The organism is Allostreptomyces psammosilenae (assembly GCF_013407765.1).
GTDB lineage: Bacteria > Actinomycetota > Actinomycetes > Streptomycetales > Streptomycetaceae > Allostreptomyces > Allostreptomyces psammosilenae.
Genome location: NZ_JACBZD010000002.1, coordinates 627412 through 641173 on the forward strand (window position 1 = coordinate 627412; position 13762 = coordinate 641173).

Consider the following 13762-nt stretch of genomic DNA (forward strand, 5'->3'; position numbering starts at 1 on the left):
GATCCCGCGACCGCTGCTCCGCCCTTGGGCGCGCCGCTCCGTCCTTTGTAGGCGCCGCTCCGTTCCGGCGGGCCACCGCTGCTCGTCCTCTCCGGTCTCCTCGGATCACCCAGCGCACCCACCGGTCGCACCTGGAGTTCACACCTGCCACACCAGCCCCGGGCGCAACGCCCCTCAGGGGAGCCTGGGTGGCCCCCCCTGATTCCAGGATTTCATGGGTGGCGTGGTCGGCGGCAGTCCCTTTCTGCGGCCTGTGGATAACTTCCCGGCCGGCCCATCGGTGGCATCCCCTTGGAGTCGCCGGCGCTCCGCCGGTCACACCTGGAGCCGCCCACACCTCACCGATCGCGCGTGGAGGGACTGCACCTCACTTGCCGCACGTGGAGTGGCCTTTCATCGATCACGCGTGGAGGCTCTGTATCTCTGAGGCCGCACCTGGAACCTCCCAAAGCTCAGTGGTCGCACTCTCCCCACCAGCCCCGGGCGCAACGCCTGCCAGGGGAGCCTGGGTGGCCCCCCTGATTCCAGGATTTCATGAGGGTGGTGGCGGGGGACAGTCCCTTTCTGCGGCCTGTGGATAACTTCCCGGTCGGCATTTGGGGGCATTCAGCATTCACTCGGAGCCGTCTTTTCGGAGCCGTCTCATCGGAGCCGAGCCGGCTTCCCGGTGTCGTCCTCGTCGGAGCCGAGCCGTCCTCCCGTTGTCGTCGCCATCGGAGCCGTCCCATCGGAGAGCCGCTCTCTCGAAGCCGCCCTATCAGATGCCGCTCTCTCGGATCCGCCCTCGCCGGGGCCGGCACGGGCGGGGCGGGGTGGGTGTGGCCGGTGCGACTCGGGCGGCGGCAGAATCGGACGCATGAACCCTCCCAGCGACCACCGCACGCCCCCGCCCGGCGAACCGGAGCGGCCAGGCCAGCCCGGGCAGCCCGGCCAGTCCGGTGGGTCCGGTCAGCCCGACGAGCCGCGCTACGCCGACCGCACCTACCGATCCGTCCCCTCGGTGGTGACCGGGGTGGCCGTGCTGGTCATCGGCGGCGCCCTGGTGGTGGACGCGGCGCTGCGCACGGACGGCCGGGAGCTCGGCGCCGTCCTCGCGGCCACGCTGCTGGTGGTGCCGCTGGTGGTGGCCTACACGCTCCGGCCGATGGTCGCCGCCGGCCATGACCGGCTGCTGGTGCGCAACCCGTTCCGGACGGTGGTGGCGCCGTGGTCCACCGTGGAGCACGTGCGCGCCGGGATGTCCAGCGAGGTGGTGGTCTCCGGACGGACGTACCAGCTGTGGGCCGTTCCGGTGTCGCTGCGGCAGCGCAAGAAGGCCCAGCGGGACAACGCCCGCGCCGCCGCCGAGGGGCGTCGGGACGCCCGCAGCCTGGCGGGGGTGGAGGCACCCGGGCAGGCGTGGGCCGACCACGTCGTGACGGAGCTGCGGGAACTGGCCGAGGCGGGGCGGGAGCGGCCCGGTGCGCGGGGCGAGCCGCGGGTCCGTTGGTGCTGGTGGATCATCGCGCCGGCGGTGGCCGGCCTCGTCGCGCTGGTGGGCGTGCTGATGGGGGGTTGATCGGCGCGCCAGGGGCGGCTCCCCGTCCGGCGCGCGGTCGGTCCACAGGCGGTTCACCGGCGGCCGTGACCGCGGGCCCACGCCAGCCGCCGACGGCCCCACCGCCGGCTGGCCGGCAGTATTGACATGAGCCTGACATGGTCCATCATGAGGTCCCCACCTGTGACATCGCGTTCGAATCTGTTCGTTTCAGTCGGAGGCAGCAGATGGACGGAAGCACCGGCCGTTCCCGCGCGGAACTCGGTCGCAGATCGTTGCTGACCGGCGCCGCGGCCCTGGCCGCCACCACGGCGGTGACCACGGGGACGGCACGCCCGGCCCGGGCCGCCGCCTGGGAGACCGTGCTCGGCACCGACACCTTCTCCAGCTACCAGGCCCTGGAGGCGAACTGGAACTACCTGTATCCCTGGGGCTCCGACCACAACGGCACGGCCCGGATGTACGCGAGCCCCACCGACCACAACCACGTGTACCTCTCCGGCGACGTGCTCACGCTGAAGGCGTCCCGCATCTCCTGGAACGAGGGCAACAGCTCTTCCTCGCCCTACCTGCCGATCCGCTACCACTCCGGCGCCGTGCACGCCAAGCACCAGATCCGGATCACCAGCGAGTTCCCCGACTACGAGGTCAAGGGCGAGTTCCAGGCCCCGAGCGCCCCCGGCACCTGGCCGGCGTTCTGGCTGACCGGGGTCAACAGCTGGCCGCCGGAGAGCGACATCCTGGAGTTCAAGGGCGACGCGCGGAACTGGTTCAACACCTTCCGCACCTCCTCCGACGTCTCCAGCACGATCGTCCCGGTCTCCTCGCCGGGCGGCTGGCACGCCTACCGGGCCTGGATCACCATGGTCAACTCCACCGACGTGGAGATCCACTACTACCTGGACGACACCTGGAGGGCGGTGCACCGGGGTGCCGGATTCGTCGGCAAGCCGCTCTGGGTCATCTGCAACCTCCAGATGGAGGGCTCCTCCGGCGGCTCCGGCCCCTCCGGCGACACCTACTACCGGGCCAGGAACGTGTACATCGGCCGCAGCCGCGTCTAGCTGGGTGGACGGGCGGGTCCCCGCGCGGCCCGCGTCCCGGACGCCGCCGGGACGCGGGCCGCCGTCATGCCGTGGGGCGCGGGCCCCCGGGCCCGCCCCGCCTACAGCCCGCCCCGCCTACAGCCCGGCCGCGGCGGCCAGGTCGCGCTTGAGCGCATCCAGGGTCTCGGCGGCCAGCAGCCGGGCGGAGGGCAGCGAGGAGGAGTCGGCCACCGGCACCACGACCTCCAGGTAGCACTTCAGCTTCGGCTCGGTGCCGGACGGCCGCACCACGACGCGGGCCTCGCGCACCGCCGGTGCTCCGGCGGCGGACCCCTCCGCCCCGGCCATCCGGTAGCGCAGCCCGTCCGTCGGCGGCAGGCCCTCCACGCCCTTGGCCAGGTCGTCGGTGACGATCACGTCCAGGCCGCCGAGCGCCGTCGGCGGCGTGTCGCGCAGCCGCTCCATCGCCGCCTGGATGATCCCGAGGTCGGTGACCCGCACGGAGAGCTGGTCGGTGGCGTGCAGGCCGTACTCCAGCGCTATGTCGTCCAGCAGGTCCAGCAGGGTCCGGCCGGACCGCTTCAGCTCGGCCGCCAGCTCGGCGACCAGCAGCGCGGCGCTGATGCCGTCCTTGTCCTGCACCCCCTCCGGGTCGACGCAGTAGCCCAGCGCCTCCTCGTAGCCGTAGCGCAGCCCGGGCACCCGGGCGATCCACTTGAAGCCGGTCAGGGTCTCCCCGTACGGCAGTCCGGCCGCCTCGGCGATCCGGGCCAGCAGGGAGGAGGAGACGATGGTGGTGGCGAAGGCGCCCTCGGCCCGCTTGCCGACCAGGTGCACGCCGAGCAGCGCGCCCACCTCGTCGCCCCGCAGCATCCGCCAGCCACCGCCGCCGTCGGCCTCCGGCACGGCCACCGCGCAGCGGTCGGCGTCCGGGTCGTTGGCGATGATCAGGTCGGGACCGACCTGCTCGGCGGTGCGGAAGGCCAGGTCCATGGCGCCGGGCTCCTCCGGGTTGGGGAAGGCCACGGTCGGGAAGTCCGGGTCGGGCTCGGCCTGCTCAGCGACGACGGTGGGCGTCGGGAAGCCGGCGCGGGCGAAGGCGGCGGCCAGCACCGAGCGGCCCACGCCGTGCAGCGGGGTGTAGACGACGGAGACGTCGCGCGGGGAGCCGGGATCCACCACGGCCGCGGTCCGCTCCAGATAGGCGTCGACGATGCCCGGCGCGGCGTCGGCGACTCCCGGCCCGGCGGCGGAGGAGGTGGCGGCGGAGGCGGAGGAGGTGGCGGGGAGCACCTGCCAGCCGTCGGCGGCCAGCGGGACCGCGGCCAGCGGGCCGACGGCGGCGATCCGCTCGGCGATGGCGGCGTCGGCCGGCGGGACGATCTGCGAGCCGTCGCCCAGGTACACCTTGTAGCCGTTGTCCTGCGGCGGGTTGTGACTCGCCGTCACCGCCACGCCGGCGACCGCGCCGAGGTGGCGCACGGCGAAGGCCAGCACGGGCGTGGGCAGCGGGTGCGGGAGCAGTGCGGCGCGCAGGCCGGCGCCGACCATCACGGCGGCGGTCGCCTCGGCGAAGTCGCGGGACTTGTGGCGGGCGTCGTAGCCGATCACCACCAGTCCGGGCTCGTCGCCGGGGCGCTCGGCCACGTCCTTGAGGTAGGCGGCCAGGCCGGCGGCGGCCCGGATCACCACGGCGCGGTTCATCCGGTTCGGACCGGCGCCGAGGGCGCCGCGCAGTCCGGCGGTGCCGAAGCGGAGGGGCGCCGAGAAACGGTCGGCGAGCTCGGCGCGCGCCGCCGTGTCGCCGGCGGTGACGGCCGCCAGCAGGGCGTCCAGTTCCGCGCGGGTGTCGGGGTCCGGGTCCTCGGCCAGCCACGCTCGGGCCTGCCGGACGACGTCGTCCTGCACTCGGTCACTCCTCGGTTGGTCGGGAACGGGCGGCGGCCGCGCGCCGGGTGGCGGGGCCGACCGCCCGGGGATTGTGGCAGAGGGCCCCGGGCGGTGCGGGCCGGCGGGGGAGGGGGACGGCTCGGTTACCCGCGCCGGGGCGTTCCAGACATGGCGGGTGGGGAGCCCCGTCCGCCGCGGGGCTCCCCGGGTATGACGGCCCGTCCCCCGCACGGGTTCACCGCGTCGGGGCCGGAAGTCCGTCGCCGCCGGGCTGCCTAGACGCGGGGCAGGATCTGCGAGAGCAGCTGGCCCATCCGGGCGGCGGAGTCGCGCCCGGCCTGGAGGACCTCCTCGTGGTTGAGGGGTTCCCCGGTCATGCCGGCGGCGAGGTTGGTCACCAGGGAGATGCCCAGCACCTCCAGCCCGGCCTCGCGCGCGGCGATCGCCTCCAGGGTGGTGGACATGCCGACCAGGTCGCCGCCGATCGCGCGGACCATGCCGATCTCGGCCGGCGTCTCGTACTGCGGGCCGGAGAACTGGACGTAGACGCCCTCGTCCAGCGTCGGGTCGACCTCCCGGCACAGCGCGCGCAGCCGCGGGGAGTACAGGTCGGTGAGGTCGACGAAGTTGGCGCCGGTGAGCGGGGTGGCCCCGGAGAGGTTGATGTGGTCGCTGATCAGCACCGGCTGACCGGGGGCGTAGGAGAGCTTCAGGCCGCCGCAGCCGTTGGTGAGGACGACGGCGCGGCAGCCCGCGGCCGCCGCGGTGCGCACCCCGTGGGCGACGGCGGCGACGCCGTGGCCCTCGTAGAGGTGCGTCCGGCCCAGGAAGACCAGGGCGCGCAGTTCGCCCACGCGCACGGAGCGGATGCGGCCGGCGTGGCCGGCGACGGCGGGCGGGGGGAACCCGGGCAGGTCGGTGACGGGGAACTCGGCGTCCGGGGTGCCGAGCGCGTCGGCGGCGGGGACCCAGCCGGAGCCCATCACCAGCGCGACGTCGTGGTGCTGTGCGCCGGTGAGTTCACGCAGGCGGTCGGCGGCGCGCGCGGCGGCGGAGGCGGGGTCGTCGAAAGCAGTAACGTTCACGGGCCGAGGGTAGCCTGAGGGTCGGCTACGCGCGTAGAAGGTTGTCCGCCTGGTGGACCACCCACCGGCCCACGGGCAGCGGGGGGCACTACCCCGGCAGGCAGGCCCGCTTGCGCAGCTGCATGACGTAGTCGTGCGGGGCGCCGGCGGACTCCGCGGCGTCCGCGATGCTGCCGAGGAAGCGGGCGGTGGGCAGGCCGCCCTCGTAGTCGTCGAGCACGTAGGTGAAGGCGGTCATCGGCCCCTCGGAGGTCTCCACCCGGATCCGCACCCGGCGGTAGAGGCCGAGCGGCACGCCCTCCCAGCCGTCCAGGGCGGCCTCGTCACCGGGCGCGACGTCGTACAGCGCCACGAAGACCTCGCTGCCGGGCTCCTCCGGCGCCTCCACGACCGTGACCAGCGCGCCCTCCCCGCCCACCTGGCCGCCGCCGAAGGTCAGCCGCCATCCGATGAGCCAGCCGGTGGCGCGCAGTGGTGAATGCGGGGCGCGGCGAGCCATCTGCCGCGCGTCGAGGTTGCCGGCATACGCGGCGTAGAGCGCCATGGCGTCAGCGTACGGGAGCGAATCCCTCCGGACGCGCAATGGCGGCCCGGGCGGGCGCCGCGGGACGGGCAGGTGGGGCCGTACGGGCGATTACGGCACAGCCCGGGACGCCTCGGGACACCCCGGGACAGCCCGCCCCACCTCGGTCGGCGCGCCCGGGTGGGAGGCGGCTGCCGGCGGGCGGACACGGTGCGGAACAATGGAAATCGTGACTCGGATCGTGATTATCGGTGGCGGACCTGGCGGCTACGAGGCGGCGCTGGTGGCCGCGCAGCTCGGGGCGGAGGTGACCGTCATCGACCGCGACGGCTTCGGCGGCTCCTGCGTGATGACGGACTGCGTGCCGTCGAAGACGCTGATCGCCACCGCCGAGGTGATGACGGCGTTCGCGGCCGGCCACGAGGAACTGGGCATAAAGGTGGGCGACGGCACGCCGCCGGACGGCGTGGTCGGTGTCGACCTGGGCGTGGTGAACCGCCGGGTTAAGCGGCTGGCGCTGGCCCAGTCGGAGGACATCGCCCAGTCGGTGCGCCGGGCCGGCGCCCGGGTGGTGCACGGGACGGGCCGGCTGGAGGGGCCGGGCCGGGTCGTGGTGGCGCACAAGGACGGCGGCCTGGAGACCCTGGAGGCTGACACCGTCCTGATCGCCACCGGCGCGCACCCGCGGGAGCTGCCGGACGCGGCGCCGGACGGCGAGCGGATCCTGAGCTGGACCCAGGTGTACGACCTGGAGGAGCTGCCCGAGGAGCTGATCGTGGTCGGCTCCGGCGTCACCGGCGCCGAGTTCGCCGGCGCTTACCAGGCCCTCGGCTCGCGGGTGACGCTGGTCTCCAGCCGTGACCGGGTGCTGCCCGGCGAGGACCCGGACGCCGCGGCCGTGCTGGAGGACGTCTTCCGCCGGCGCGGGATGACGGTGATGTCCCGCTCGCGCGCGTCCTCGGTCAAGCGGGTGGGCGACGGCGTGGAGGTGACCCTGGCGGACGGCCGGGTGGTGCGCGGTTCGCACTGCCTGATGGCCGTCGGCTCGATCCCGAACACCGCCGGGATGGGGCTGGAGGAGGCCGGCGTGAAGCTGTCCGAGTCCGGTCACGTGGAGGTGGACAAGGTCTCCCGGACGAGCGTGCCCGGGGTCTACGCGGCGGGCGACTGCACCGGCGTGCTGATGCTGGCCTCGGTGGCGGCGATGCAGGGCCGGATCGCCGTCTACCACGCCCTCGGCGAGGCGGTCACCCCGCTGCGGCTGAAGACCGTGGCGTCCAACGTGTTCACCGACCCGGAGATCGCCACGGTGGGCGCCTCGCAGGCGGACATCGAGGCGGGCCGGATCGAGGCGCGGGCGGTCAAGCTGCCGCTGCCGCGCAACCCGCGGGCGAAGATGCAGGGCATCAAGGACGGCTTCATCAAGCTGTACTGCCGGCCGGGCACCGGCATCGTGGTGGGCGGCGTGGTGGTCGCGCCCAAGGCGAGCGAGCTGATCCACCCGGTGTCGCTGGCGGTCGACAACGGCCTCACGGTCACCCAGATCGCGCACTCCTTCACGGTGTACCCCTCGCTGTCCGGCTCGCTGGCCGAGGCGGCGCGGCAGCTGCAGATCACCACCTGAGCCGCGGCCACGCCCCGCGTCGCCGGCCCCCGCCCGCTCCGCCGGACGCGGCGCGTCACCGACGCGCCGCGGTGACGCGCCGCACGGGGGTCCGGCGCGTCACCGGAACGGGTGGTGTGCCGGGTGGCGCGCGGGGCCCCGGGGGGTGGCGCGCGGGCGCCGTCTGCGGTGGTGAGGGGGCCCAATCCCGGCGCCGGGCGCTCTACCACAAGTCCTGCCGAGCATCGGACAACTTCGGCTACTCCGCGGAAACGGCTGAAAGCACTCGGTCATTCGCGTTACTGTCAGTTCTGTGTTCGCAGCAGAACGTCGTCAACTCATCCTGGAAATGGTGCGGGCGAACGGCGCTGTCTCCCTGCGGGAGCTGGCCCGGGTCGTCCAGACCTCCGAAGTGACGGTCCGCCGGGACGTCCGCGCGCTGGAGGCGGAGGGTCTGCTCGATCGCCGCCACGGTGGCGCGGTGCTGCCCGGTGGCCTGTCCCGAGAACCGAACTATCCGCACAAGACCCACCTCGCCACCGCGGAGAAGTCCGCGATCGCGGACCTGGCCGCCGGGCTGGTCGAGGAGGGGGACGCCGTGGTGGTCGGCGCCGGCACGACCACGCAGGAACTGGCCCGGCGGCTGGCCCGGGTGCCCGGCCTGACCGTCGTCACCAACTCGCTGCTGGTCGCGCAGGTGCTGGCGCACGCCAACCGGGTGGAGGTGGTGATGACCGGCGGCACCCTGCGGGGCTCCAACTACGCCCTGGTGGGCAGCGGCGCCGAGCAGTCGCTGGCCGGCCTGCGGGTGCGCCGCGCCTTCCTCTCCGGCAGCGGGCTGACCGCCGAGCGCGGGCTGTCCACCAGCAACATGCTGGCCGCGAGCGTGGACCGGGCGCTGGTGCAGGCGGCCGGCGAGGTCGTGGTGCTGGCCGACCACTCCAAGATCGGCACCGACACCATGTTCCAGACGGTCCCCACCGAGGCCATCACCCACCTGGTGACCGACGAGCCGCCGCCCGGCCACCCGGCCGCCGCGCAACTGGAGGCGCTCGCCGACCGGGGCGTGGACGTGCTCCGCGCGCCGACCGGCGGCCACGACGGCCCGCCCGGCTCGGGATCGGGCTCCGCCCACGGGCACCTGGTCGCCGGGCAGCACGGCGCGTCCGCCGGCGCGCCCGGCCATCCGGTGGCCGGCCCGCACGGCGCGGCCCGCCGGGCCGACAGCACCTCGCTGCCGGGCCCGCGCCGCCCGGCCGGCCCGCTGGGCGGCCGTCCGACCGCGGAGGCGGGGCACCCGCTGCGCGGGGCCGAGCGCGGTGTCGACCACACCGGCCTGCGCGGCGACCTGGTCCACGACCGGCGGCGGTGACGCCCGGTCGTGGACCCGCCGCCGTCGCCTCCGGCGCACCGCCCGCCGCGCCGCCCGTCCCCGCGCCGCGCGTCACCCCGCGCGGCCCGCGCGGCGCAGCACCCGGGCCCCGCGCCCCGGGGCGGCGCGACCGTCCGCGCCCCGGGGCGGTGATCCCACGCCGCGGCCGGTGTGCGGTACCTCACCCGGTGCCGGGTCCCGCAGCGCCGGGCGCCGCCGTCCCGGGGCGTCCGTCGCCGCCGGGGCCGAGGCACGGATCGCCGTGCGGTGTCGGCGTTCCGGTGCAACCACGGCCGTCCGCGCCGCGTCCGTAACCTGCGTAACCACGCGGCCCGCGCCCTCCGGCGCCCGCGCCGCGCCACCGCCAGGTCTTCTCCGGCGGCGAGTAGGGTGTCGACCGTCCGCGGAACGGACGGACGTGGAAGGCGGATGCGATGCGGCTGCGCGACCTGGTGTACGGCCTGTACGGGCGCCGGGTCGAGGGGAGACTGGACCCCACCCGGGTGCCCCGGCACGTGGGGGTGATCCTGGACGGCAACCGCCGCTGGGCGCGCACCGCCGGGAGCTCCACGGCTGAGGGGCACCGCAAGGGCGCCGACAAGATCCAGGAACTGCTCGGCTGGTGCGAGGAGACCGGTGTCGAGGTGGTCACCCTGTGGCTGCTGTCCACCGACAACCTGAACCGGCCCCCGGAGGAACTGGCCCAGCTGCTGGAGATCATCGAGGACGCGGTGCGCGGCCTGGCCGAGACCGGACGCTGGCGCGTCCACCCCGTCGGCGCCCTGGACCTGCTGCCCGGCCGGACCCGCGAGGTGCTGCAGGAGGCCGAGCGGGCGACCGACGCCGTCCGCGGCCTCACCGTGAACGTGGCGGTCGGCTACGGCGGCCGGCAGGAGATCGCGCACGCCGTCCGCTCGCTGCTCAAGGAGCACGCGGCCACCGGCTCCTCCATCGAGGAACTCGCCGAGATCCTCGACGTCGAGCACATCGCCCAGCACCTCTACACCAAGGACCAGCCGGACCCGGACCTGATCATCCGGACCTCGGGCGAGCAGCGGCTCTCCGGCTTCCTGCTCTGGCAGAGCGCCCACTCGGAGTTCTACTTCTGCGAGGCGTACTGGCCGGCCTTCCGCAAGGTCGACTTCCTCCGGGCGCTGCGCGACTACGCCGCCCGGCACCGCCGCTTCGGCGTCTGACCCCGCCCCGCCGCGCCCCGGCGGCGCCATCGGGTCGACACGGCGACACGCCGACACGCCGGCACGCCGGCACACCCGGCCCGGACGCGGCTCCCGGGGGGGCCGACACGCCCGGGAGCGGACACGTCGCCAGGTCGACATGGCGACGTCCCGGCCGCCGCGCCGCCCCACCACCCGCCTGGCCTGGGCGAGTTGGTGCGCCAGTGAACTCGGGGTGTCGTTAGGTCGACGGTTCGATTCATCGAGCATGCCGTCAGCGGCACCGGGGAATAGAGGGATCGTGACCGGCGCCGGGCGGAACGCCCGCCACTGTGGGGGTGGTTCGCCACCTCCGACCACCCCGCCCGTCGGCGGACGGGGCGGCGGCGCCGCGGTAACGGGCGGCGACAGGGCCGTCCGTCCGGGAGGCCCCTCCGTGCTCTTCGGCTCCAACCGTCCCGAAGCGCGGCGTCCACGAGGGTCGGCACCCGGCCCTCGGGCCGGTGCCCGGTTCCTCGTTCCACTCCGCGCTGTGCCGTCGCCGTCCCCGACCCCGCCGACCACCGGGATCCCCACGGTCCCGGGGTGTGGCGTGCCCGCGGACGGTCCGGGCCCGTGTGCCTGGCCCCCTCCCGCCCTCCGCCACCTCCCGCCCGACCTGCGGCGGAGGCGAAGAGGAAGGGCGGGGCGGAGGACCGCGGCGCCAGGCGGAGTCATTCCGGGCGCGGGTGCGCGCCCCGCAAGGGGGTACGTCCACACGTGATGGCCATGAAGAGCCGGCGAGGCAGCGATCGGCGCACCTATGTCCTGGACACCAGCGTGCTGCTGTCCGATCCCGGATCGATGGTCCGGTTCGAGGAGCACGAGGTGGTGCTCCCGGTGGTGGTGGTCTCCGAGCTGGAGGCCAAGCGGCACCACCCAGAACTGGGGTACTTCGCGCGGCAGGCGCTGCGCATGCTGGACGACTTCCGCGTCCGGTACGGCCGACTGGACGCGCCGATACCGGTGGGCGAACTGGGCGGCACCCTCCGGGTCGAGCTCAACCACTCCGACCCCTCGGTGCTGCCCCCGGGCTTCCGGCTGAGCGAGGCCGGCCGGTCCAGCGCCGACGACCGGATCCTGGCGGTCGCCCGCAACCTCCAGGCCGAGGGGTACGACGTCACCGTCGTCTCCAAGGACCTCCCGATGCGGATCAAGGCGAGCGCGGTCGGCCTGCTCGCCGAGGAGTACCGGGCCGAACTGGCGGTGACCTCCGGCTGGACCGGGATGGCCGAGCTCCAGGTGACGGCGGAGCAGGTGGACACCCTCTTCGCCGAGGAGCGGCTGCGGCTGCCGGAGGCGGAGGACCTGCCGGTGCACACCGGCCTGACCCTGGTCTCCACGCGCGGCAAGGCGCTGGGGCGGGTCACCGCGGACGGCGCGGTGCGGCTGGTGCGCGGCGACCGCTCGGCGTTCGGCCTGCACGGCCGCAGCGCGGAGCAGCGGATCGGCCTGGACCTGCTGCTCGACGACGACATCGGCATCGTCTCGCTCGGCGGACGGGCCGGCACCGGCAAGTCGGCGATGGCGTTGTGCGCCGGCCTGGAGGCGGTGCTGGAGCGCCGCAAGCACCGCAAGGTGATGGTGTTCCGGCCGCTGTACGCGGTGGGCGGGCAGGAGCTCGGCTACCTGCCGGGCACCGAGAGCGAGAAGATGAACCCCTGGGCGCAGGCGGTCTTCGACACGCTGTCGGCGGTGACCAGCGCCGAGGTGATCGAGGAGGTCGTGGAGCGCGGCATGCTGGAGGTGCTGCCGCTCACCCACATCCGCGGCCGCTCGCTGCACGACGCCTTCGTGATCGTCGACGAGGCGCAGTCGCTGGAGCGGAACGTGCTGCTCACCGTGCTGTCCCGGATCGGCTCCAACTCCAAGGTGGTGCTCACGCACGACGTGGCGCAGCGCGACAACCTGCGGGTGGGCCGGTACGACGGCGTGGTGGCGGTGGTGGAGAAGCTGAAGGGGCATCCGCTGTTCGCGCACGTCACGCTCACCCGGTCGGAGCGTTCGCCGATCGCCGCGCTGGTCACCGAGATGCTGGAGGACTTCCCGCGCTGACCGGGCCGGTCCGCCCCACGGGGCGTCGCCGTCAACCGGCGCCGTCCCCTTTCGGGGGACTTTTCGCGCGGACCGTCCGAGTGGGGAGGCGTCCCGATCCGTCGGGGCGCCTCCCCCGCGCATGCCCGGCCAAGTGGGCCCGGTGACGGAAACTCGGCACGTTACCGAGTCGGGAGCAAGATCACAGGACCTCGCGTCGGACGTTCCAGGACACGGCCCGTGTGATGTTCGACACCCCTAGGGGAATTGCGCTCCCGGACGCGCGTGGGGCACAGTTTGGGTTCTGTCAGGCCCCGCATACGGCGAGAGCTGACGGTCGGGCCACCGATCCGTCACTTTGAGTGCACGTCAGAACTGAACACGGGATCAGCCGTATGCCGCCCGAGAACGAAGCGTCCCCGTCGTGGATGCGCCGGGCCCGTGCCGCCGACGGCTCGTAGGAGCGCGCCGCACCATCCCGCTCCCGCCGTCGCGGCCAGTGCCAGGGGCTCAACCCGTCCGCGCGGGCCAGCCGCCGCGGGCGCCGTCGGAAGGATTGCGAGTGAGCCGGATCTCGGTCCGGGGAATCGCGGTGGTCTCGGCCACCGCGGTGACCGCCATGGGGGCGGTCGTCGGTCTCAACACCGGTGACCAGGTGAACCAGGCGCAGGCGATCGAGGTCGCCGACGCCACGCTCCTGGCGGACATCCCCGCGGGCAACCAGGCCCAGCTCGTCAGTGACAACGTCGTTCGGCAGGCCGAGGCACAGGCGGCCAGCGCCGAGGAGGCCGCCAAGCAGGCGGCCGAGGACGCCGCGCGCCGCGCGGCCGCCGAGGAGGCGGCCCGCAAGAAGGCCGAGGAGGAGCGCCGCCTCGCCGAGGAGCGCCGCCGGGCCGAGGAGGCCGCCGCCGCCGAGGCCGCCGCGGCCCGCGCCGCCGCGGAGGAGGCCAGCCGCTCGGAGAGCCGCTCCGACGTCGGCTCCGGCTCCTCCGGTGGCGGCAGCTACAGCGTCGCCGAGGTCCAGGCGATGGCGCAGTCGATCATCGGCGACGCCACCCAGTTCCAGTGCTTCAGCAACATCGTGACCCGCGAGAGCGGCTGGAACTACACCGCGCAGAACCCGTCCTCCGGCGCCTACGGCCTCGTGCAGGCGCTGCCGGGCAGCAAGATGGCCTCGCACGGCGCCGACTGGCAGACCAACCCGGAGACCCAGATCCGCTGGGGCCTGGACTACATGAACGGCCGCTACGGCAGCCCGTGCGGCGCCTGGCAGTTCTGGCAGGCCAACCACTGGTACTGAGCCGCCCCCGCGGCCGCCGTCCGGGCCGGTCGGCGGCCCGCAGGTGCCGACCGCGCCAGGCGAGCCCCGCCCCGCACGCCTGCCACGCCCCCGGTTCGCGCCGGGCGTGACTCCACCGAGCCCCGGTGCCGGAACGTTCCGGCACCGGGGCTCGTTCG

10 protein-coding genes are annotated in these 13762 nt (G+C 74.5%); 7 read left to right on the top strand and 3 right to left on the bottom strand.

Annotated features, from left to right (window positions below; genetic code table 11):
* Positions 1-856 precede the first annotated feature (856 nt).
* Positions 857-1558, top strand: coding sequence for a PH domain-containing protein (locus FHU37_RS25015; RefSeq protein WP_179816920.1), 702 nt, complete (start codon positions 857-859; stop codon positions 1556-1558).
* Between the two features lie 206 nt (positions 1559-1764).
* Positions 1765-2601, top strand: a complete 837-nt coding sequence (locus tag FHU37_RS25020) for a LamG domain-containing protein (protein WP_179816921.1) — start codon at positions 1765-1767, stop codon at positions 2599-2601.
* Between the two features lie 117 nt (positions 2602-2718).
* Here FHU37_RS25020 and FHU37_RS25025 read toward each other — a convergent pair whose 3' ends face one another.
* From FHU37_RS25025 to FHU37_RS25035, 3 genes are all read right to left on the bottom strand, one after another.
* Positions 2719-4491, bottom strand: coding sequence for a phospho-sugar mutase (locus tag FHU37_RS25025; RefSeq protein ID WP_179816922.1), 1773 nt, complete (start codon positions 4489-4491; stop codon positions 2719-2721).
* Between the two features lie 257 nt (positions 4492-4748).
* Positions 4749-5558 carry a purine-nucleoside phosphorylase gene (locus FHU37_RS25030; RefSeq protein ID WP_179816923.1) on the bottom strand — a complete coding sequence of 270 codons (810 nt, stop codon included), beginning with the start codon at positions 5556-5558 and terminating at the stop codon, positions 4749-4751.
* An 88-nt stretch (positions 5559-5646) separates the two neighbouring features.
* Positions 5647-6102 carry a gamma-glutamylcyclotransferase family protein gene (locus FHU37_RS25035; protein WP_179816924.1) on the bottom strand — a complete coding sequence of 152 codons (456 nt, stop codon included), beginning with the start codon at positions 6100-6102 and terminating at the stop codon, positions 5647-5649.
* A 199-nt stretch (positions 6103-6301) separates the two neighbouring features.
* On the opposite strand from FHU37_RS25035, the gene FHU37_RS25040 reads away from it, so the two are divergent.
* The 5 genes from FHU37_RS25040 (at position 6302) to FHU37_RS25060 (ending at position 13604) form a co-directional block, all read left to right on the top strand.
* On the top strand, positions 6302-7705 hold the full coding sequence (locus FHU37_RS25040; RefSeq protein ID WP_179816925.1) for an NAD(P)H-quinone dehydrogenase: 1404 nt from the start codon (positions 6302-6304) through the stop codon (positions 7703-7705).
* A 328-nt stretch (positions 7706-8033) separates the two neighbouring features.
* Positions 8034-9056 carry a DeoR/GlpR family DNA-binding transcription regulator gene (locus FHU37_RS25045; protein ID WP_179817367.1) on the top strand — a complete coding sequence of 341 codons (1023 nt, stop codon included), beginning with the start codon at positions 8034-8036 and terminating at the stop codon, positions 9054-9056.
* Between the two features lie 434 nt (positions 9057-9490).
* Entirely contained in the window at positions 9491-10252 is a 762-nt protein-coding gene (locus tag FHU37_RS25050; protein WP_179816926.1) for an isoprenyl transferase, read from the top strand.
* A 741-nt stretch (positions 10253-10993) separates the two neighbouring features.
* On the top strand, positions 10994-12325 hold the full coding sequence (gene phoH2 / locus FHU37_RS25055; protein WP_218904786.1) for an RNA 5'-3' helicase PhoH2: 1332 nt from the start codon (positions 10994-10996) through the stop codon (positions 12323-12325).
* Positions 12326-12866: 541 nt separating this feature from the next.
* The gene (locus FHU37_RS25060; RefSeq protein WP_179816928.1) at positions 12867-13604 is read left to right on the top strand and encodes an aggregation-promoting factor C-terminal-like domain-containing protein; all 738 of its coding nucleotides are present in this window, start codon (positions 12867-12869) and stop codon (positions 13602-13604) included.
* Positions 13605-13762: the final 158 nt, after the last annotated feature.

What these genes read in the sequence shown, in the direction of transcription:
- FHU37_RS25045 (WP_179817367.1), top strand. Translation starts at nt 8,034, where the DNA reads ATGGTGCGGGCGAACGGCGCTGTCTCCCTGCGGGAGCTGGCCCGGGTC.
- phoH2 (WP_218904786.1), top strand. Translation starts at nt 10,994, where the DNA reads ATGGCCATGAAGAGCCGGCGAGGCAGCGATCGGCGCACCTATGTCCTG.
- FHU37_RS25040 (WP_179816925.1), top strand. Translation starts at nt 6,302, where the DNA reads ATGGAAATCGTGACTCGGATCGTGATTATCGGTGGCGGACCTGGCGGC.
- FHU37_RS25015 (WP_179816920.1), top strand. Translation starts at nt 857, where the DNA reads ATGAACCCTCCCAGCGACCACCGCACGCCCCCGCCCGGCGAACCGGAG.
- FHU37_RS25020 (WP_179816921.1), top strand. Translation starts at nt 1,765, where the DNA reads ATGGACGGAAGCACCGGCCGTTCCCGCGCGGAACTCGGTCGCAGATCG.
- FHU37_RS25050 (WP_179816926.1), top strand. Translation starts at nt 9,491, where the DNA reads ATGCGGCTGCGCGACCTGGTGTACGGCCTGTACGGGCGCCGGGTCGAG.
- FHU37_RS25035 (WP_179816924.1), bottom strand. Translation starts at nt 6,102, where the DNA reads ATGGCGCTCTACGCCGCGTATGCCGGCAACCTCGACGCGCGGCAGATG.